Here is an 18,675-nt window from a genome sequence, read left to right on the forward strand (position 1 = left end):
ATTGGACTAGACCAATCAGCCCCCTCGGGAGACGGCCCCCACGAGCTCCGGATACCTGCGGAAACCGACGCTCCCCGCCACTCTCCGTCCCGCCCACGCGACCAGCAGCCCGTACGGCACCGCCAGCACGCTGACCCAGGTGGCGCCGAGCAGGACGGGCACGACGACGGGCAGCGACAGCAGGCCACCGCCGATCATCGCGCCGAAGGAGGCCACGAAGGCGAGGCCGCCCTGTCCCGGCACCGCGCCGGTGAAGGCGTTGAGCCGCTCCGGCACCGAGTACGGCACCAGCACGCTCGTCAGGGCGCCGACCCCGAGCCCGACACCCAGGACGCCCCAGCCGCTGAGCGCTCCGGGGATCGCCAGTATCGGGTCACCGGCCAGCAGGGAGGCGATCACGGCCACCAGGGCGAGCAGCGGCACGGCGATCGTCGCGACGGCCAGGTGCCGCCCGGCCAGGTCGGTCCGCCAGTCTCCGCCGGTGCCGTAGACCACGGCGTTCATCCACAGCGAGCGGCCGTCGATGCCGAAGGAGTTGGCCGACTGCAGGGCGATCATCACCGCGCCCAGGCAGGCCGGGCCGACCACCAGGCCGGCACCGCCCATCCCCTCTCCCCTGCTCAGGGAGAAGGCCATGATGCCGGTGACCACAAGGGAGGTGAACCAGACGACCCTGCCCCTGGGGTCGCGGCGGGCGTACTTCAGCTCCTTGGTCGCGACCGCGGCGAGCTGCCCGTCCGGCAGGAACCTGGCGAGCAGGCCCCGGGAGTTGCGCACCGAGGCGCCCTGGGTCGAGGCGTCCGGGGTGACCAGCGCCCTGCGCAGCGCGGCGATCCACAGCCGCCCGATCACCAGCACCAGTACGGCCAGCACCAGCAGTTCGGCGACGGCGACCAGGCCGCCGTCCGCGATGGCGTGGGCGGCCAGGCCCGGCGGGGTCCAGCGCAGCACCGAGGCCACGGCGTGCAGCATCCGCCCCGGGTCGGCGGAGAAGCCGCCGTTGAGCACCAGGTTGGGGATCTGCCCGGCCAGGACGAACAGGACGACGGAGACGGCGAGCACGTCGCGTCCCCTGCGGGTGCGCATGACGCCGGACAGGGAGGTGGTGACCAGCCGTGAGGTGACGATGCACAGCGCGAACTGCAGCAGCACCGCGACGACCCCGAGGAGCACTCCGCCGATCCCGCTCGCGATGCCGACGACCGCGCCGGACATGACGATCAGCGCGGAGATCGGCCAGACACCGGTGATCGAGGCGGCGAACATCCCGGCCGCGAGCCTGCCGGTGGTCAGCGGCAGCAGCGCCAGGCGCGACGGGTCGAGCGTGTCGTCGAGGCCGAAGACCAGCAGCGGCCCGATGGCCCAGCACACCACGAAGACGGTGAACAGCACCGCCCCGACGTCGGCCGCGATCTCGGCGGGGGCGAACCGCAGCGCGGAGACCCCGACGAAGCCGAGACCGGCGACGACCACGGCGGCGAGCACGGTGAAGACGAACCCGGCGACACGCGCGCCGTTGCCGCGCAGGTTCCCGGCGATCAACCTGAGCTTGAGCCGTACGAAGAGCATGGGGCCGACCCGCGCGGCCCGTTCGTTCACGCCGAGGTCGCGCCCAGCCATGACAGACCCTCCCCTCCGCCGTCGCCGTGTCCGTGGCCGCCCGCGCCGACCAGCCCGAGGAAGGCCTCGTTGAGGCTGCGTCCCGCGCGGACCTGGTCCAGCGGTCCCTGGGCGACGATCTGGCCCCTGCTCATCACGGAGACCCAGTCGCACAGGCGCTCGACGAGGTCCATGACGTGGCTGGAGAAGACGACGGTCGCGCCGGACTCGGTGTAGCGCCGCAGGACCTCGGTCAGTGTGTTGGCGCTGACCGGGTCGACGCCCTCGAAGGGCTCGTCGAGGAAGAGCACCCTGGGGTTGTGCAGCAGGGCGGAGGCCAGGCCGATCTTCTTGCGCATGCCGGTGGAGTAGTCGACGACGAGCTTGTCCGCCGACTCCGTCAGGTCCATGACCCGCAGCAGTTCCTCGGCCCTGCGTTCGACCTCGGCCTTGGGGATGCCCCTGAGCTGGCCGTTGTAGGACAGCAGTTCCCTGCCGGACAGGCGTTCGAACAGGCGCAGCCCCTCGGGCAGCACACCGATACGGGCCTTGACCTGGACCGGGTCGCGCCAGACGTCGAGGCCGTCGATGTGGATGGCGCCGCCGTCCGGGCGGAGCAGACCGGTGACCATGCTGAGCGTGGTCGTCTTGCCCGCGCCGTTCGGACCGACCAGTCCGGCGAAACTGCCGCGGGGCACGACGAGATCGACACCGCCGACGGCCACCTGCTGCCCGAATCTCTTGAAGAGCTGTTGTGTTCGTACCGCTTCGGCGCTGTCCATCATGACCTCTATTTTGCCAGAATTAACCTTTTGGAAGTCATATCTCCCAGCTCAGAACGGTCCGGGACCCCTCTGGGTTCCGGGATCACCGGAGGGCTACCCTGCTGGAAACGAGCGGGGAACGCGCCCGCGCGCCCGGAAACGTCAGGCCGCACAACGGCCGCCACGCCCGGACGCGCCTGTCACGAACGCAGCGAGGAGTGAAGGACCCGATGAGCGCCGAGCCGACAGCCCCGGGGATCGACATCCACACGACCGCGGGCAAGCTCGCCGACCTGGAACGCCGCCTGGACGAGGCGGCTCACGCCGGTTCGGCGCGCGCGGTCGACAAGCAACACGCCAAAGGCAAGATGACGGCCAGGGAGCGTGTGCTCTCCTTCCTGGACGAGGGCAGCTTCGTCGAGTTCGACGAACTGGCCAGGCACCGTTCGACCAACTTCGGCCTCGACCGCGAGAGGCCGTACGGCGACGGCGTGGTGACCGGGCACGGCACGGTCGACGGCAGGCCGGTGGCGATCTTCGCCCAGGACTTCACCGTGTTCGGCGGCTCCCTCGGCGAGGTCTTCGGCGAGAAGATCGTCAAGGTCATGGACCACGCCCTGAAGACCGGCTGCCCGGTGGTCGGCATCAACGACTCCGGCGGGGCGCGCATCCAGGAGGGCGTCGTCTCCCTGGGCCTGTACGCCGAGATCTTCAAGCGGAACGTGCACGCCTCCGGCGTCGTCCCGCAGATCTCGCTGGTCATGGGCCCGTGCGCGGGCGGCGCGGTCTACTCCCCCGCGCTCACCGACTTCGTGCTGATGGTGTCGGAGAAGTCGCACATGTTCATCACCGGCCCCGACGTCATCAGGACGGTCACCGGCGAGGAGGTGACGTTCGAGGAACTCGGCGGCGCGCACACGCACAACTCCAGGTCGGGCGTGGCGCACTACGAGGCCGTCGACGAGGCCGACTGCCTGGAGTTCGCCAGGGCGCTGCTGTCCTACCTGCCCTCGAACAACCTGGACGAGGCCCCGGTGCTGGACGCGGAGCCGGTCCTGGAGACCACCGACGAGGACAGGGAGCTGGACACGCTGATCCCCGACTCGGCGAACCAGCCGTACGACATGCACGCCGTCGTCGAGCACGTGCTCGACGACGGCGAGTTCCTTGAGGTGCACGCGCTGTTCGCGCCGAACATCCTGGTGGGTTTCGGCCGGGTCGAGGGACGTTCGGTGGGGATCGTCGCCAACCAGCCGATGAGTTTCGCCGGGACGCTGGACATCGCGGCCTCCGAGAAAGCCGCCAGATTTGTCCGTACTTGTGATGCCTTTAACATTCCCGTTCTTACTTTTGTGGACGTACCGGGATTCCTTCCGGGAACTGATCAAGAATGGAACGGGATCATCCGCCGCGGGGCCAAACTGTTGTACGCCTACGCCGAGGCGACCGTCCCACTGGTCACCGTGATCACCCGCAAGGCGTACGGCGGCGCCTACGACGTCATGGGCTCCAAGCACCTGGGCGCGGACGTCAACCTGGCCTGGCCGACCGCGCAGATCGCGGTGATGGGCGCCCAGGGCGCGGTCAACATCCTCTACCGGCGTGAGCTGGCCTCGGCCGCCGATCCCGACGCCGAGCGGGCCAGATTCGTCACCGAGTACGAAGACACCCTCGCCAACCCGTATCTCGCGGCCGAACGAGGGTATGTGGACGCCGTGATCCGCCCGTCCGACACCCGAGTCCAGGTCGTCAGGGCCCTGCGCGCCCTGCGCAACAAGCGAACGGTCCTGCCCCCCAAGAAGCATGGGAACATCCCGCTATGACACACCTGAAGATCGTTCATGGAGAAGCGACACAGGAGGAGGTCGTCGCGCTGGTGGTCGCCCTCGCCGCACGGACGGCCCCGGCGGCGAAAGCAGCACCAAAGCGCGAAAATTGGCGTAATCCCTCACACCGCATGCGAAAGTATCTGCCCACCGGACATGGTGCTTGGAGATCAAGCGGACTGCCTCGTTAGATCCATGGAACGGGGTGTCAAGTTGCACGAGACTTGGGACTATCTAAGAAATGGGCGCATATAGTCAGCCCGATCAGTGAGTTCCGAGGCCTGGAGGACGAGATGACCATCCTGGACCTCACAACGCATCCCGTCGCCGCCAAGTACGCCGTCCTCGTGGACGTCGGCTATCTCTACGCGGCGGCGGGAGAGGTCCTCCTGGGCGCCAAGGAGCGCAAGGAGTACCGCGTCGCCGCCGACGAACTCATCCAGGCGCTGCAGAAGCACGCCGAGGCGCGCATCCACGGCGAGCTGCTGCGGATCTACTGGTACGACGCCGCCAGAGACCGGGTGCCGACCGTCGACCAGCGCGTCATCGCCCAGCTCCCCTGGGTCAAGGTCCGGCTCGGCAACCTCAACGCCCGCGGCCAGCAGAAAGGCGTGGACGCCCAGATCAGGAGCGACCTGGAGGCCCTGGCCAGGCACCACGCGGTGAGCGACACCATCCTGCTGGCCGGGGACGAGGACATGGTCCCCGCCGTCGAGGCGGCCCAGGCCTACGGCGTGCGCATCCACCTGTGGGGCGTCGAGCCGCCCTACGGCACCAACCAGGCCGAGCGCCTGGTCTGGGAGTCCGACACCGTCGAGATCATCAGCGCCGACTTCCTGCGCTCCTTCTTCAGCCGCGCCCCCGCGCCCGTCCCCGTCCCGGTGCCGCCGGTGACGCCCTCCCCGGCCCAGGTCTTCGCCGGCCGTACCGCCGCCAAGCCGAAGGCCCCCGCCGGTCAGCCCGCCAAGCTCGGGCCGAGCCGCCCCCGGGTCGAGGACGTCGGCGAGCACGTGGCCCAGAAGTGGATCCTCACCCGGGGCCGCGACAACATCCGCGACCTGCTGCCCGGCCCGATCCTGCCCACGGTCATCGACACCGAGCTGCTCATCGAGGCCGAGAAGGAGCTGGGCCACTCCCTGCGCCCCTACCCCGAGGCCAGGGTCTGGCTGCGCGACGGCTTCTGGGCCAGGGTCTACCGCGAGTTCGAGATCGGGGTCGGCATCTCCTCGAAGTGATCTCCCCGCGGTGATCCACGGTCACGTCCGAATCCCGCCGGTCACACCCTCTACGCTGCTCATATCGTTGAGGACATGTCCGTCGCAGAGCTTGACTTCGACTCCTGTTACCGCGCGGTGACCGCCAGGGACGCCCGGTTCGACGGGCGGTTCTACACAGCTGTCACCTCCACCCGCATCTACTGCAGGCCCATCTGCCCCGCCCGCACACCCGCCTCACGCAACGTGCGCTTCTACCGCCACGCCGCCTCCGCCGAGGCGGCCGGGTTCCGGCCGTGCAAACGCTGCCGTCCCGAGCTCAGCCCCGGAGACCCCGGCTGGGACCACCGGGGCGACCTGATCGGCAGGGCACTGCGGCTGATCGACGAGGGCGTGGCCGACGACGGCGGGGTCGCCAGGCTGGCCGGTCGCCTGCACATCACCGAACGGCACCTGCACCGCCTGTTCACCACCGAGATCGGCGTCGGCCCACTGGCCGTCGCCAGGACGAAACGCCTGCTGCTGGCCAAACAGCTGCTCACCGAGACCGGCCTGCCGATCACCGACGTGGCCTTCGCCTCCGGCTTCGGCAGCGTGCGCCAGTTCAACGCCACCATGAAGGAGACGTACGGCTTCACGCCCGGCGAGCTGCGGGCGACCGCGAGCAGGGGCGGGGGCGGGAACGGGGGCAGGGCCGTGGCCGACACCTCGCTGACGCTGCGGCTACACCGGCGCGAGCCGTACGACTCGCGGGCGCTGCTGCGGTTCCTGCGGGCCAGGGCGATCCCCGGCCTGGAGACCGTCGACGAGACCTCCTACAGCAGGGTGGTCCCCGGCGGTGCCGTCACCCTCACCCCGTTGCCCGGCCACGTGCGGCTCGACGTCGAACTCGACGACACCCGGGGGCTTGCCCGCGTCGTGGCCCGCTGCCGCCGTCTGCTCGACCTCGACGCCGATCCGCAGGCCATCGCCGACGCGCTCGGGGGGACCTCCCTGGGCCCGCTGGTCACCGCCAACCCGGGCCTGCGGGTGCCCGGCGCGTGGGACGGCTTCGAGGTCGCCGTGCGCGCCGTGGTCGGCCAGCAGATCTCCGTCGCGGGCGCCCGTACCCTGCTGGGCAGGATCGTCGCCCGCGCGGGCCACGGGGGCGTGCTGTTCCCGGCCCCCGGCGAGCTGCTCGAAGCCGACCTCGAAGGGCTCGGGCTGACCGGGCGGCGGGTCGCCACGCTCAGGGCGCTCGCCGCGTGCGTCGCCGAGGGCGAGATCGACCTGGACGGCGCGCAGGAACCCGCCCAGGTCGTCTCCCGGCTGCTGCCGCTGCCCGGCATCGGGCCGTGGACGGCGAGCTACGTGGCGCTGCGGGCGCTGCGCGACCCGGACGCCTGGCCCGACGGCGACCTGGTGCTGCGCAGGACCATGGCCCGCCTGGACATCCCCGAAGATCACATCGAGCGGTGGCGGCCCTGGCGGGCCTACGCCGCGCTACACCTCTGGAGCGCCGCATGACCGTCGAGGCACAGGTCCTCCCCACCCCCATCGGCCCGCTGGCGCTGCTCGCCCGCGAGGGCGTCGTCGTGGCGGCCGGTTTCACCGCCGACCCCCAGGAGATGTTCGTACGGCTCCCGCCCGCCCTCAGGGCCCTCGACCTGGTCGTCACCGACGACCTGGGCCCGTCCGCGCGGGCCGTACAGGACTATCTGGACGGCGACCTCAAGGCCCTCGACAGCGTCGAGGTGACGCAGCCCGGCACCCCGAAACGGCAGCGGCTGCTCGACGCCCTGCGGCAGGTCCCGCCCGGCGTCACGGTCAGCTACGCCGAGCTGGCCGAACGGGCGGGGCTGCCCAGGACGGCGGCCAGGGCCGCGGGAGGCGCCTGCGCGCAGAACCTGATCGCCCCGTTCGTGCCGTGTCACCGCGTCCTGCCCTCGACCGGCGGCTTCGGCGGCTACTACTACGGCGTCCCGGTCAAGCGGTGGCTGCTCACCCACGAGGGCGCCCTCCTGCCCTGACCGGCCCGCCTCATTCGTCTCCCTTGACGACGCTCTGCACCTCGCCGACGGCCACGTCCCGGTCCGCGCTCACCTGGACCGGGGCGTAGTCGAAGTCGACCCCCGGCGCCGTGACGGGCCACACCGCGGTCACGGTCATCGTGTAGACCCCGCGCGGCTGGTCGGCCGAGGCCCGCCGGTAGGTCACCCCGCAGCTGAACCTGTCCTTCTCCCCCTTGCTGTACGGCTTGCCGCCCCCCTCACAGTTCTGCTTGACGTCGGCGCGATCGCCCGTGGTGCCCGACTTGATCTGCAGGCTCCCGAGGGTGGCCGTGACCGTGGCGCTCATGACGCCGGGCAGCGTCGCGGTCACCGAGCGCGTCTTGGCGCCGGTGTCACCGAGCCAGACCCAGGTGTCCAGGTTGACGTAGCTCTTGACGTTCGGATTGACCTCGATCTTCGGCTTGGGCACGGTCAACGCGGCCCTGGCGATGTCGGCCAGCTCCCTGACGGTGATCCCGGCGGGCGGGGTGGTGTTCGGCGGGACGAACACGTACGGTTCGAGCCCCGCCAGGCAGGACAGCGCGTTCGGGTCGGCCGCGTTGTAGGCGCGCGTCCACCAGTTCCCCTCCTTGCCGACCTTGTCCTTGAACTGCTTGAGGTCGTCCAGGTGCCTGCGCCACTCCGTCTCGGGGATCCACTCGGGCTTGCTCCCCTCCTGCTTCTTCAGCATGTCCTCGGCGTTTCCGCCAGGTTCGTACCAGCAGGGGCGCTTGACCCGGTAGCCGTCGCTCTTGCCGCCCGTCCCGTTCCCGGACACGACGATCCGGGAGTCCTTCAGGACGACGCCGACCTTCTCGTTGCCCTCGCCCCCCTGGAAGCCCGTGGCCTCGGGACCGCCGCCCCCTCCGGGAGGGGCCGCGAAGGCGACGGAGGGACTCGTGACGGCGAGCAGGGCCAGCCCCGCGACGGCCGTTCTCCCGATCATCGCAAACATCCCTTCACCCGTTCGCTGGGAAGTTCCGTGTGCCGCAGCAGCGCGACCCGCCACACCCCGTCGTCGCCGAGCCGCATCCCGGCCGCCTGCAGGAAGGGCTCACGGGTCCACGCGGGCTGGCGGGCGAGCGGTCTCCCGGTCGCCGTGTCGAGCAGACGCATGCCGGACTCGTCCATGCACGCCTCCATCTGCGCCCCTCTGCCGTCCACGGGGCCGACGGTCAGCGCGTAGACGCGGGCGGTGCCCCGTACCGAACGGTGCTGGTCGAGGAACTCCCCCACCCACGTGCTCAGCTCGCCGACCGCGTCACCGGTGACGGCGTCGAGATAGCCGATGTCCCTGCCGCCGGTGACGACGGCCCTGAACGACCCGGCCAGGTGGTCGCGGAAGGCGGCGACCATCCCGGCGGTGTCCCGGTCGGGGGCGGCGGGCCACTCGACGACCAGCCGTACGCCGGGGGCGACCTCGACCGTCTCCGTCCGTGCCGTGGGGGTCGCGACGGGCGCCCTTGAGAGGTCCGGCGTCGCGCTCGCCCCACCGGCGTCGCCCTGCGGGACGAACCTGTCCGGCTCCGCCGTACAGCCCGCGAGCAGGACTCCTGCCGCCGCGACCCCGGCCACCATGGCCCTCCCCGCCCTCATGCGGACGGCGCCGAGCGCATCCGCCACGAGGGCAGCAGCTCGTCGATCAGGGCCTCGGTCTCCGGGGCCATCCCGCTCCCGCCCGGCTGGGCGGCGGCCCTCCTGCTCAGGGCCTCGACCACGGTGCGCAGCCGCGCCTGGTCTCCGGTGAGGTGGGTGGCCCGCAGCAGGTCACGCCAGAGCCCCTCGTCGTCGGCGGCGAGCAGCAGGCCCGCCCGCACCGCGGCGACGGCCCGTCCCCCGTCGCCCTCCTCGATCCGGATGTCGCAGAGCCGGTGCGCGGCGTCCGCGACTGCCGCCGTCACGTCGTACTCCAGGTCGTCGTCGGCCAGCCAGGCGTACCGGCCGCGCGGGCGGCCGTTGAGCAGCGGCCCGCGCACCAGGTTCAGCGCCCGTTCGAGCAGTACGGCGCGCACCCCGGAGTCGGTGTGGGAGCGGCGGACCAGGTCGCGGAAGACCATCCAGTCGGTCCGCACCTCGGGGCCGAGGCGGAACCTGCCCGCCTCGTCGGCGTAGAGGTTGGGGCGCCCCGCGCCGTCGGTGCCCAGCCAGTCGACGACCCTGGCGATGGTCGCGTCCCTGACCGCCGCCTGCACGCCGCGTGGCCACAGGACGCCGCCGAGCACGACCGGGTGGACGCCGCCCGGGTGGGTCGCGAGGTAGACGACGAGTTCCACCGCGAGCGTGGCCCGTCCCTCCTCCATCGGTGAGGGGCCCGCGATCTCCACGGGGCCGAGAACCCGCACCTCGACCGAGGCGTTCGCCGGGACGGGCTCCGGCCGGTCGCTCATCGGCTCGCCGTCGAGCCGTCCCGCGGTCTCGAACAGGTCGATCAGGGCACGGTAGTGGCGGCGGGGCAGCAGCTGGGCGTCCACCTCGAAGCCGAGCGCGTCCACCTTCGCCCTGCCGTCCTCGGTGACCTCCCAGTTCCAGGTGGCGTGCGGGACCTTCCCCGCCACGACGTACCCGGCCGCGGTCCTGACGCCCTTCCTGGCGAGTACGGCCAGCCGGTGCCCCTCCTCCTCGTTCGGCACGAGCGCGGAGAGCACGTAGTGCGGCGGCCAGATCGGCTCCGCGGCCCGCCCCTGGATCCTGCCGGTCAGCACGTCCCCGCCCTGGCCGCGTTCCGCGGCCCTGGCCTCAAGCTCGGGCAGCAGTTCGGCGAGGGTCGCGACGTGCCTGACCCGGTCGGGGGCGATCACGGTCAGCTCCTCGCCGAACCCGACGAGCGTGACGGTCATCAGGTCCGACCAGCGATTGGTCGCCAGTTCGACGGCGAGCGCGGCCAGGGCCTCGGTGCTGCGCGGGCCGTCGAGGCTGATCAGGCCGTGCGCCGCCTCCAGGTCGACGAGCACGCGCCCCTCGCCGTTCGACCCGAGCGAGACCAGCCCGGGGTACGGCGCGGGCGCCTCGGACAGCGCCCGTTCGTCGAGCATCCTGCCCTCGTGGGCGGGCAGCTTCCACACCTGGCCGCCGTCGTGGGCGCTCCAGGGCGCGGGCGCCTCGGCCACGGGCGGGTGGATCCACAGGTCGAGGCTCTGCGCCGACAGGTGGGCGGCGTAGATGGTGGGCGGGATGCGCTTCTGCGCGGCCAGGGAGCGGCCGAGCAGCCGCAGCCCGATGTCCAGCATCCGGCTGCCCGGGGCGTCGGCGCCCAGTCTGAGCGCCACCTCCGCCTTGGCCGCGTCGTCCTTCGGCCTGGCGATCCTGCGCCCGAACGCCCTGTGCCACAGCTGCTGTCTGCGCCTGCGGCCCAGGGCCGCCAGCAGCCCGGCCGCCGCGAGCGAGGCCCCGGCCAGGTAGTCGAGCAGCTCCAGCCCCTGCTGCTGCCCCTGGTCGCGGCCCTGGTCCTGGCTCTGCTCCTGTCCCTGGTCCTTGGTCCTGTACGGCTCCCGCCTACCGCTGTCGGCGCTCTCCTCACGGGAGTCGGCGGGTCTGCGGGCCTCGCCCCTGTTCTCCCCGCCGCCACCCGCCTCCTCCCGGGCCTCGCCCGGCAGGTCGGAGCCTCCCTTGGCCGAGATGTCCTGGGTGTGGCCGTCGAGTTCCGCGGGCTTGCCCGGGTGGTCCTCAAGGGTCTCCCCGCGCGGCTGGGAGGCCGGGACGATGTGCACGTTCCTGGCGTCGTCCGGCATGTCGAGCACCCAGCCCGGCCTGATGAGGTCGGCCATGTGCAGGCGGCTGCCGTCGGGCTGCTCCTTGTGCTGGTTGAGCCGGTAGATCTCCGGATAGCGCCGCCCGTCGCCGAGGCACTTCTCCGCGATCTCCCACAGGCTCTCGTGGTGGCGCCCGTGCGGCGGCTGCACCACGTAGACCTTCCTGGCCTTCTCGACGTGCACCAGTGGCGCCCGTTCCTCGGGCTCCGGGGTGGTGACCGAGGCCGCCGCGGTCGCGGGGGCGGCGGGCGTCGCCGTGGGCCTGACGATCGGCACGACGACCGCGGAGACGGTGAACAGCAGCAGGACCGCGGAGACCAGCCGGTTGGCCAGCATCTGGGTGCCGCCGGAGAAGGGCACCCTGGCGGGCATGCCGACCCGGCGCAGCCCCGCGTAGATCTCGACGATCACGCAGACGGTCAGCTGCAGCCAGGCCAGCCAGACCAGCAGCACGAGGATGGCCACGATCATGCTCGTACCGACCTGGCTGGTCAGCAGGTTCAGGTGGAGCAGTTCGGGCGACAACGGCGGCCCGGCCAGCCTCAGCAGCGCGTAGGGAACCCCGCCGACCAGTGCGACCAGCACGACCAGCGCGCCGAGACCGGCGGCCAGGTCGCCCGCCGTACGTCTCGGTCGTATGCGCGTTGGCTGTCGCGTGGGCATGCGTCTCCCTTCGTGTCCAGGTTCTTCGTCCTCAGCCGGCTCCGCCAGCCGTTCGCCTCAATCGGTACGGCCCGCGCCCGTCACCCGTCGTCCCCCATGTCGGGCCCCGCGGTTGCCGAGGCCTCCATGTCGGAGCCGGGGAAGCCGAGCGCGGCCAGGAAGAACGACGTCCAGGCCGCGGAGACCCGGACCGTGACCTCGCCCTGCCCGCCGCCGACCGAGCACTCGCCGAGGCGGACGTCGGAGCCCGCGTAGCCGGAGACGATCTTCTTCGCCTCCGCGCAGACCTCGTCCTCGCCCAGCAGCCGGGCCTGACCGGTCTCCCTGAGGTACTCGACGTCTATCTTGTCGGCGGCGGCCCTGGCCGCCTGCTCGGCGATGTCCGCGGCCCGCAGCCTGGCGTTGATGGCGCCTCCGCCGTCCACGAGGAGCCCGGCCAGCATGAAGACCATCACCGAGAAGATCACCGTGAAGACCGACATCGACCCCCGGTCTCCGGGTCGGCGGGCAGAGGTCATTTCTCCACCCTCCGGAGCTGCTCAAGCGGGGCCACCGCGTCCCCCCGCATGTCCTTGGCCGCGCCGAAGCCGAGGAAGTCCAGGTCGAGTGAGCAGGTCACCGTCACCTTGACCTGGCCGCCCGCCTTCCAGTCCGTGCCGGCGAGGCTGACGTCCGGTTCGCACTGCCCGGACAGGGACCCCTTGGCGGCCTCGTCCGCGGCGCTCTCCGCGTCGGAGCGGGTGCGTTCGACGGAGGCCGCCCGCGCGGCGTCCCTGGCGGCGCCGTTCACCTCGCCCTGGGCCTCGACGATCCGTCCGGCGCCCACCAGGAACAGCAGGAACAGCAGGAAGACCGGTGCGAGGAGCACGGCCTCCGCCGACAGCGACCCCCGCTCGGGGTCCCCGCCCGCTCTCCTGGTCACTCCTGACACCCCTCACCGCCGTCGTCGGGCCGGAAGCACTCGACGGGGCCGCCGAAGCGCGAGGTGATGGTGAGGCTCGTCGAGGGCAGCAGCGGGACGACCTGGACCGCGGTAGCGGTGATCTCGACCCCCCGCTGGTCGCCCTCCTCCCAGGTCGTCACCTTCGCGCCGTCGAGAAGCTTGGGGCCGATGGCCTTGAGCACCTCCTCGGCCTTGGAGGTCGCGTCCTCCTGCCAGGAGTCGGAGTCGATCCTGGCCAGCCGTGACCCCTCCCGCGCCGCGGCGTCGGCCACCTGGCGGCCGTGGAACCACAGGGCGAACTGCACGACGAGCAGCACGACGGCCAGCACGACCGGCATGATCATCGCGAGTTCGACGACGGAGGCGCCGCGCTCGCCGTCCCGTCCGCGCACGCGCCGGGAGCGGCGCGCGGGCGCCTCAGCCGTTGCCGCCAACCGGGCCACCTCCGCCGTCGGTGCCGCCGCCCCCGCCACCGCCACCGCTTCCGCCGCCGAACTGGTCGGAGATCTCCCCCTGCCTGCCCTCGACGAGGGTCCTGATGAGGGTGGCCAGGCCGAGGGCGACCCCGGCGATGATGGCGGTGATGATGACCCACTCGACCGCTGAGGCGCCCCTGCTCGGAGCGTTGCGCGCCCGGTCGATCCGCACACTCAGGAAGGTCGTCGCGTAGACGATCCACGGATGGTTCAGCATGTCAGGACCCCAACATCTTCATCGCTGCCGGAAAACTCAGGAAGATCACAAAGCCGGCGCAGAGCAGAAGCTGCGCGACGAGCATCGACTGGGAACGCTCACCCGCCTGCCCCTCGATCTCGGCGAGCTCCCGCCGCCGCAGGGTCGCGGCGCGCGCGGTCAGCGACGAGCGGACCTTGGCGCCGTCGTCGGCGACCAGCCCGAGGGCGGCGGACAGGTCGCGCAGCTCGTCCACGTTGATCTCGTCGCCGAGCTGCCCGAGGGCCTGCCACGGGGTGATGCCGACGATCCTGGCGTTGCCGAGCGCCTCACGGATGCGGGCCATCGCCCAGTTGGCCTCCTCCTCGTCCCCGGCGGGCGCGCCGACGGAGACGGCCATCAGCAACGCCTCCGGCACGCCCCGGCCGCCCGCGAGGTTCATCGCGACCAGGTCGAGGAAGGCTCCGACGACGTGCCGGAAGTCGCGGCGCATCCGTGCGGCGTCCCGTTTGACCTGGAGGTCGGGCAGGACGAAGAACACCCCGGAGACCGCGAGGGCGACCCACAGCGGCATCGTGAGCGAGGCGTCCCAGCTCATCAGCGCCAGCCAACCGGCCAGCAGGGGGAAGGCCAGCAGCCCGGAGACGGCCAGCAGCACCTTGGTGGCCAGGAACGCCTCGAACGACCTGCCGAGCAGGGCCAGGTCGGACTTGGCCGAGCGCGCCTGCCAGCCCCTGGCCGCGTACAGGCGGGCCAGCCGTACGCCCAGCTCCCTGCGCAGGGCGCTGACGTCCTCGTCCGGCAGGATGAGCCTGGCCCTGGGCGCCTGGGTGCCCTCCCTGGCCGCGTCGAGGGCCAGCAGCCTGGTCACCAGCCCCGGCCTGGCCGGGAACAGCGCCCGCATCAGCAGGAACAGGCCGAGGCCGAACACGCCCCCGGCGAACAGCGCGTCAGTCGGCATCGCGCGCCTCGCCTCCCATGGTGCCTCCCACGGCCCCTCCGGTGGGCAGGCCGAGCAGTCTGGCGGGCTTGTCGAAGCGGGCCAGGCGCCGCATCCAGGCGAAGCCCGCGCCGAAGAACCCGGCCACGACCACGAGCACGGCCTGCCCGAGGGCGCTGTCGTACTCGGCGACGTAGGAGGGGTTGAACACCACGAGCGCCACGGCGAAGGCGATGGCCGTACCGACCACGATCTGCACGCTGCGCCGGGTCGAGCGGCGCTCGGCCTCGACGCGGCGGCGCATGTCCAGCTCCTCGCGGGCCGAGACGGCCAGCGCGCCGAGCACGTCGCGCAGGCCGGGGCCGCGCAGCTTGGAGTTGAGGATGAGCGCGGCCACGACGAGGTCGGCCGAGGGGTCGTCCAGCTCGTCGGCGAACAGCCTGAGCGCGTCCTGCAGCGGCATCCTGGTGTGCAGCCGGTCGACCAGCGACAGCAGGTGCGGGCGCAGGGTCGGCGCGGCGGCCCTGATCGACGACGGGATCGCCTGTTCCAGGCCCGCCGCCCCGGCGATGGTGTCGCGGAGCGACTCGGTCCAGGCGGCCAGGCCCTCAAGGCGCCGCATCGCCGTACGCTCCTCGGCCGCGCCGCCCGCCAGGCCCCGCCATCCGAGCGCGAGCAGTACGGCCCCGGCCGCCATGACCGGCCATCCGGTCACCACGAGCACCAGGACGCCCACGATCGCGCCGATGGCCGAGCGGGTGGACAGCGCCTTGAGAAGCTCGCGTCTTCCCGCCTTCCTGCCCGGGCTCGCGGGCCGGGGGCGCAGGCCGTACAGGGCCAGGCCGAGCAGGAACAGCCCGGCGCCGAGCGCCGCGCCCGCGAGCATGACCAGCGGGTCGAACAGGCCGGGGGGAAGGCCGTTCACGCCCAGCCTCCGGGGTCGTAGCCGTGGTGGGCCAGCTCCTCCATGCAGGACAGGGGGGCGTTCGGCAGGACCCGGCCGTCGGGGGCCGTGGCGAAGACCTCGGAGGAGAGCACCCGCCCGTCGACACCGGCGACCTCGCGCACGCTGGAGACGAAGCGGCGCAGCCTGCCGCCCTTGGCGTAGTCGTTGCGCTTCTCGATGAAGACCACGAAGTCGATCGCGCCCGCGATGAGCATGTGGGTCGCCTCGATCGGCAGACGCTCGGCGGCCTGGAGGGCGTAGGTGGCGATGCGGTTGAAGACCTCCATCGAGGAGTTGGCGTGGATGGTGGACAGGGACCCGTCGTTGCCCTGGGTCATCGCGTTGAGCATGGTGACGATCTCGTCGCCGAGGACCTCTCCGACGATCACCCGGGAGGGGTTCATGCGCAGCGAGCGGCGCACCAGCTCGGCCATCGAGATCTCGCCCTGGCCCTCGGAGTTGGGCAGCCGCTGCTCGAAGGCGACCACGTTCGGGTGCAGCTCGGCGAACTGGTCGAGGCCGAGTTCGAGGGCGCGTTCGACGGTGATGAGGCGTTCGTGGGGCGGGATCTCGTTGGCCAGGGCGCGCAGCAGGGTCGTCTTGCCCGCGTTGGTCGAGCCGGAGATCATGATGTTCTTGCGGGCCGCGACGGCCGCGGAGAGGAAGCGGCCGATCTCCGGGGTCACGGTGCCGTTGCCGACCAGGTCGCTGAGGAAGACCTTGCCCAGGCGGGAGCGGCGGATGGAGACCGCGGGGCGGACCGTCACGTCCATCACCGCGGAGAGCCGGGACCCGTCGGGCAGGCGCAGGTCGAGCTGGGGGTTGGCGGTGTCGAACGGCCTGCTGGACAGGCCGCTGTAGGCGGCGAGGACCTGGATCAGCTCGATGAGCTCCTCGTCGGAGTCGGCGACCGGCTCCCGCATGAGCTCCTGGCCGTCGGCGTAGCCGACGAAGACCCGGTCGCAGCCGTTGATGTCGATGTTCTCGACGTCGGGGTCGTCGAGCAGCGGCTGCAGGCGGCCGACGCCGAACAGCGCGGCGTGGATTCCGCCGGCGAGGGCCTCCTCCTCCTCTGCGGTCGGCGGGGTACGGCCGACGCCGATCTCCCCGCGGGCGAACTCCTCAAGCACCTGGGCGATCAGCGCACGGGCGAACTGGCGCTCGTCCTCGCCGCTCATCGGCGGCAGGCCGCTGGCCTGGTCGAGGCGGCGCTGGTGGGCCAGCCGGTCGCCGACCTCCTGCCGGAAGCGCTTCACCAGGGTGTGGTCTATGGTCACAGGACGTGCTCCGGGGCGCGGATCTGGGCGGCGAGGCGTCCGGCCAGCTCACGGGCGGTGCGGATGAGCAGCGAGCGGTCCAGGCGCCCGCCCCACTGGCCGCGCAGCAGCTCGGCGCCCTTGGGGTCGTGCGCGATGCCGGTGACGAAGGCGACCTGCCTGCCGGTCGCCGTGACGATCCGGCGGACGTCGTCGATCGTCGTGCGGTACTGGCGGGGGTCTGCGATCACCACGACCGCGACCTGCACCGACGAGGGCAGCACCTGGAGGCGTTCGCGCAGGTGGGCGACGTGGTCGAGGCTCGCCCTTGTGAACAGCACCACCAGGGCCGCCTCCGTGACCAGCTCGGTCATCTCGGGGTGGCCGCCCAGGCGCCCGCAGTCGGCCAGCACGTCGGCGCCGGGCAGCGCCGCGAACGCGCGGCCGAGCGGCCCCCACAGCCAGGTGAGGCCCGCGGCCTGTTCGCCATGGGTCAGCCCGGCCAGCACGTCGAGCCCGCCGACGATCCGCTGGGTGTGCTCGTGGATCTGCTCGGGCTGCAGCCCCCTGCGGGCCGTGGCCCCCAGGGTGAGCAGGCCCCTGCCCGGGTTGAGCACGCCGCCGTCCTGCGCGGGCAGGCGGTAGGCCAGGTCGCCTCCCGCCGGGTCGCACTCGGCGAGCAGGACCGAACGAGGCCAGACCGCGCCGAGCGCGGTGGCCGCCGTGGTGACCCCGGGCGCCCCCTTGTCGGCCGCCAGCACGATGAGCGCCATCTCAGCGGGCCCCGGGGAGCTCGACCACCGCGACCTCGCCGCTTGAGGCGTAGGTGCTGATCAGGGGCGCGTCCTTGACGTCCACCACGATCGCCAGCGGACCGGCCGGGGTTCCCCTGCTGGTCGCGGTCATCCGGTGGACGAGCGCGCTCTGCGCCAGGACCCGGCTCTGCGTCCCGTCGCCGCCCCGGCCCGGCACGTAGATCACCTGGACCCGGTCGCCCTCGTCGAGGGTGATGGGCAGCTGGCCGGGTTTGAGCGACAGGCCGACGATGGCCTTGCCCGGCCCGAGCTCCCCGCTCGCCGAGGCGACCATCCTGGGGGTCAGCAGGGTGCCCGGCAGGAGGGTGACGCTGGCGAAGTCATGGGCGACCTGGGCGCTCTGCGACCACGGAACGTAGTCGATGCCGGTGTCGGCGATCTGCACCTCCTGCATGGAGGTGACGAGCATCTGCTGCCCGGCGCCGATCTGCTTGACGATCCGGATCGCGGAGACCCGGTCTCCGCTGCGCAGCACCAGGAGGGTGGTGGCCAGCGCGCCGCCCAGGATGAGCAACAGGGCGAGGGCCGCGAGCGCGGGTTTGCGCTCACGCGGGGACACGGGGAGTTTGCGCGACGCCGGGCCGGAAAGCCCTGGTTGCGCGCCCGGCCGCTCGGCGTTCGCCGGGGGGCGGCCGCCCGGCTTCTCACTGGTCCTCATGGGTAGGGGGACTCCCAGAGTCTTCGCAAATGGGACTACTGCTCGAATTTACGCCATTATGCGCACCGCACCGATGAACAGGCAGACAAAATCCAGGTCCCATGCTCGTTTGATAGGAACAGGTCTGTCAACGCCGATCGCAAGGATGCTGACGGTTCGGTGAGATGACAAGAGACTTATCGGGGTGATAAGGGCATCTGATTAACTCGTGCGGCGTCCACCCCGGCGTTTAGGGGGCTCATTCGGCGGGAAAGACCCGCGCCCTTCACCATCCGGCCGGAAGGCCGTTCACCGTGTGTCATCCTTGCGTCATGGCTTGCGTCATGGCGAAGTGGTCCGGGTACGCCGCCCCGGCCCCACACCGGATGCGGTTCCCCCTCAGGAAAACGGATCACCCGTGTCACCGCGAAACCACATACGCGAAGACGGCGTCTCCCGTTGCCCGCCGTCCGCGTCCCGCCGCCACGACCTCCCAGGTCAGGCCGTACGGCGAGGCGGCGGCCTGAGTTTTCCACAGCCCCACCCGGCCATTCCCGTGCGCGGCCCGATGAGCGAACGCCCATTTAAAACGGCACGACCGGCCACTGTCATCAGGCGGTT

The 18,675-nt window shown here is 71.7% G+C and carries 19 protein-coding genes; 5 read left to right on the forward strand and 14 right to left on the reverse strand.

The features are described from left to right. Nucleotides 1–15: 15 nt before the first annotated feature. A complete protein-coding gene (locus tag ACIBVQ_RS08210) occupies nt 16–1,620 on the reverse strand; it encodes a hypothetical protein (protein ID WP_399176404.1) in 1,605 nt (534 codons plus the stop codon). After that, nucleotides 1,596–2,384: an ABC transporter ATP-binding protein gene (locus tag ACIBVQ_RS08215; RefSeq protein WP_362772717.1), complete on the reverse strand. Its 789-nt coding sequence runs from the start codon at nt 2,382–2,384 to the stop codon at nt 1,596–1,598. Before ACIBVQ_RS08215 ends, ACIBVQ_RS08210 begins: the two co-directional genes overlap by 25 nt. A gap of 209 nt (nt 2,385–2,593) precedes the next feature. Here ACIBVQ_RS08215 and ACIBVQ_RS08220 point away from each other — a divergent pair, with 209 nt between their 5' ends. The 5 genes from ACIBVQ_RS08220 (at nt 2,594) to ACIBVQ_RS08240 (ending at nt 7,412) form a co-directional block, all read left to right on the forward strand. Further along, nucleotides 2,594–4,186, forward strand: a complete 1,593-nt coding sequence (locus ACIBVQ_RS08220; RefSeq protein ID WP_399176406.1) for an acyl-CoA carboxylase subunit beta — start codon at nt 2,594–2,596, stop codon at nt 4,184–4,186. Continuing rightward, nucleotides 4,183–4,380, forward strand: a complete 198-nt coding sequence (locus ACIBVQ_RS08225) for an acyl-CoA carboxylase epsilon subunit (RefSeq protein WP_362910291.1) — start codon at nt 4,183–4,185, stop codon at nt 4,378–4,380. The genes ACIBVQ_RS08220 and ACIBVQ_RS08225 overlap by 4 nt, the downstream gene beginning before the upstream one ends. 102 nt (nt 4,381–4,482) lie before the next feature. Beyond that, nucleotides 4,483–5,424: an NYN domain-containing protein gene (locus tag ACIBVQ_RS08230; RefSeq protein ID WP_352010001.1), complete on the forward strand. Its 942-nt coding sequence runs from the start codon at nt 4,483–4,485 to the stop codon at nt 5,422–5,424. Nucleotides 5,425–5,499: 75 nt separating this feature from the next. Beyond that, a complete protein-coding gene (locus ACIBVQ_RS08235) occupies nt 5,500–6,909 on the forward strand; it encodes an AlkA N-terminal domain-containing protein (protein ID WP_399176409.1) in 1,410 nt (469 codons plus the stop codon). Then, on the forward strand, nt 6,906–7,412 hold the full coding sequence (locus ACIBVQ_RS08240; RefSeq protein ID WP_399176411.1) for a methylated-DNA--[protein]-cysteine S-methyltransferase: 507 nt from the start codon (nt 6,906–6,908) through the stop codon (nt 7,410–7,412). Before ACIBVQ_RS08235 ends, ACIBVQ_RS08240 begins: the two co-directional genes overlap by 4 nt. A gap of 10 nt (nt 7,413–7,422) precedes the next feature. Here ACIBVQ_RS08240 and ACIBVQ_RS08245 read toward each other — a convergent pair whose 3' ends face one another. The 12 genes from ACIBVQ_RS08245 to ACIBVQ_RS08300 form a co-directional block, all read right to left on the reverse strand. Further along, the gene (locus ACIBVQ_RS08245) at nt 7,423–8,379 is read right to left on the reverse strand and encodes a hypothetical protein (RefSeq protein ID WP_399176413.1); all 957 of its coding nucleotides are present in this window, start codon (nt 8,377–8,379) and stop codon (nt 7,423–7,425) included. After that, on the reverse strand, nt 8,376–9,056 hold the full coding sequence (locus ACIBVQ_RS08250) for a hypothetical protein (protein WP_399176415.1): 681 nt from the start codon (nt 9,054–9,056) through the stop codon (nt 8,376–8,378). The genes ACIBVQ_RS08245 and ACIBVQ_RS08250 overlap by 4 nt, the downstream gene beginning before the upstream one ends. Continuing rightward, nucleotides 9,026–11,845, reverse strand: a complete 2,820-nt coding sequence (locus tag ACIBVQ_RS08255; protein WP_399176417.1) for a hypothetical protein — start codon at nt 11,843–11,845, stop codon at nt 9,026–9,028. Before ACIBVQ_RS08255 ends, ACIBVQ_RS08250 begins: the two co-directional genes overlap by 31 nt. Before the next feature lie 80 nt (nt 11,846–11,925). Beyond that, entirely contained in the window at nt 11,926–12,363 is a 438-nt protein-coding gene (locus ACIBVQ_RS08260) for a pilus assembly protein TadG-related protein (RefSeq protein WP_362910303.1), read from the reverse strand. Continuing rightward, nucleotides 12,360–12,767, reverse strand: coding sequence for a TadE/TadG family type IV pilus assembly protein (locus ACIBVQ_RS08265; protein ID WP_352010008.1), 408 nt, complete (start codon nt 12,765–12,767; stop codon nt 12,360–12,362). Before ACIBVQ_RS08265 ends, ACIBVQ_RS08260 begins: the two co-directional genes overlap by 4 nt. Continuing rightward, nucleotides 12,764–13,231, reverse strand: a complete 468-nt coding sequence (locus ACIBVQ_RS08270; protein ID WP_386193596.1) for a TadE/TadG family type IV pilus assembly protein — start codon at nt 13,229–13,231, stop codon at nt 12,764–12,766. Before ACIBVQ_RS08270 ends, ACIBVQ_RS08265 begins: the two co-directional genes overlap by 4 nt. Further along, nucleotides 13,206–13,481, reverse strand: coding sequence for a hypothetical protein (locus tag ACIBVQ_RS08275; protein ID WP_352010010.1), 276 nt, complete (start codon nt 13,479–13,481; stop codon nt 13,206–13,208). Before ACIBVQ_RS08275 ends, ACIBVQ_RS08270 begins: the two co-directional genes overlap by 26 nt. A gap of 1 nt (nt 13,482) precedes the next feature. Beyond that, nucleotides 13,483–14,421, reverse strand: coding sequence for a type II secretion system protein (locus ACIBVQ_RS08280; RefSeq protein ID WP_352010011.1), 939 nt, complete (start codon nt 14,419–14,421; stop codon nt 13,483–13,485). Next, complete coding sequence (locus ACIBVQ_RS08285; RefSeq protein WP_362910305.1) at nt 14,411–15,325, reverse strand: type II secretion system F family protein; 915 nt, start codon at nt 15,323–15,325, stop codon at nt 14,411–14,413. The genes ACIBVQ_RS08280 and ACIBVQ_RS08285 overlap by 11 nt, the downstream gene beginning before the upstream one ends. After that, nucleotides 15,322–16,623, reverse strand: coding sequence for an ATPase, T2SS/T4P/T4SS family (locus ACIBVQ_RS08290; protein WP_352010013.1), 1,302 nt, complete (start codon nt 16,621–16,623; stop codon nt 15,322–15,324). The genes ACIBVQ_RS08285 and ACIBVQ_RS08290 overlap by 4 nt, the downstream gene beginning before the upstream one ends. Next, nucleotides 16,620–17,375 (reverse strand): hypothetical protein, encoded by a 756-nt coding sequence (locus ACIBVQ_RS08295; protein ID WP_386193602.1) that lies wholly within the window; start codon nt 17,373–17,375, stop codon nt 16,620–16,622. Before ACIBVQ_RS08295 ends, ACIBVQ_RS08290 begins: the two co-directional genes overlap by 4 nt. A 1-nt stretch (nt 17,376) precedes the next feature. Next, nucleotides 17,377–18,075 (reverse strand): hypothetical protein, encoded by a 699-nt coding sequence (locus ACIBVQ_RS08300; RefSeq protein WP_352010015.1) that lies wholly within the window; start codon nt 18,073–18,075, stop codon nt 17,377–17,379. Between the last annotated feature and the right edge of the window lie 600 nt (nt 18,076–18,675).

Origin of the sequence: Streptosporangium sp. NPDC049376, from assembly GCF_044466505.1 — a bacterium.
Lineage (GTDB): Bacteria > Actinomycetota > Actinomycetes > Streptosporangiales > Streptosporangiaceae > Streptosporangium.

Bases quoted from the DNA above. Each gene is read 5' to 3' on its own strand.
- ACIBVQ_RS08210 (WP_399176404.1), bottom strand. From the start codon at position 1,620: ATGGCTGGGCGCGACCTCGGCGTGAACGAACGGGCCGCGCGGGTCGGC.
- ACIBVQ_RS08215 (WP_362772717.1), bottom strand. From the start codon at position 2,384: ATGATGGACAGCGCCGAAGCGGTACGAACACAACAGCTCTTCAAGAGA.
- ACIBVQ_RS08220 (WP_399176406.1), top strand. From the start codon at position 2,594: ATGAGCGCCGAGCCGACAGCCCCGGGGATCGACATCCACACGACCGCG.
- ACIBVQ_RS08225 (WP_362910291.1), top strand. From the start codon at position 4,183: ATGACACACCTGAAGATCGTTCATGGAGAAGCGACACAGGAGGAGGTC.
- ACIBVQ_RS08230 (WP_352010001.1), top strand. From the start codon at position 4,483: ATGACCATCCTGGACCTCACAACGCATCCCGTCGCCGCCAAGTACGCC.
- ACIBVQ_RS08235 (WP_399176409.1), top strand. From the start codon at position 5,500: ATGTCCGTCGCAGAGCTTGACTTCGACTCCTGTTACCGCGCGGTGACC.
- ACIBVQ_RS08240 (WP_399176411.1), top strand. From the start codon at position 6,906: ATGACCGTCGAGGCACAGGTCCTCCCCACCCCCATCGGCCCGCTGGCG.
- ACIBVQ_RS08245 (WP_399176413.1), bottom strand. From the start codon at position 8,379: ATGATCGGGAGAACGGCCGTCGCGGGGCTGGCCCTGCTCGCCGTCACG.
- ACIBVQ_RS08255 (WP_399176417.1), bottom strand. From the start codon at position 11,845: ATGCCCACGCGACAGCCAACGCGCATACGACCGAGACGTACGGCGGGC.
- ACIBVQ_RS08260 (WP_362910303.1), bottom strand. From the start codon at position 12,363: ATGACCTCTGCCCGCCGACCCGGAGACCGGGGGTCGATGTCGGTCTTC.
- ACIBVQ_RS08275 (WP_352010010.1), bottom strand. From the start codon at position 13,481: ATGCTGAACCATCCGTGGATCGTCTACGCGACGACCTTCCTGAGTGTG.
- ACIBVQ_RS08280 (WP_352010011.1), bottom strand. From the start codon at position 14,421: ATGCCGACTGACGCGCTGTTCGCCGGGGGCGTGTTCGGCCTCGGCCTG.
- ACIBVQ_RS08295 (WP_386193602.1), bottom strand. From the start codon at position 17,375: ATGGCGCTCATCGTGCTGGCGGCCGACAAGGGGGCGCCCGGGGTCACC.
- ACIBVQ_RS08300 (WP_352010015.1), bottom strand. From the start codon at position 18,075: ATGAGGACCAGTGAGAAGCCGGGCGGCCGCCCCCCGGCGAACGCCGAG.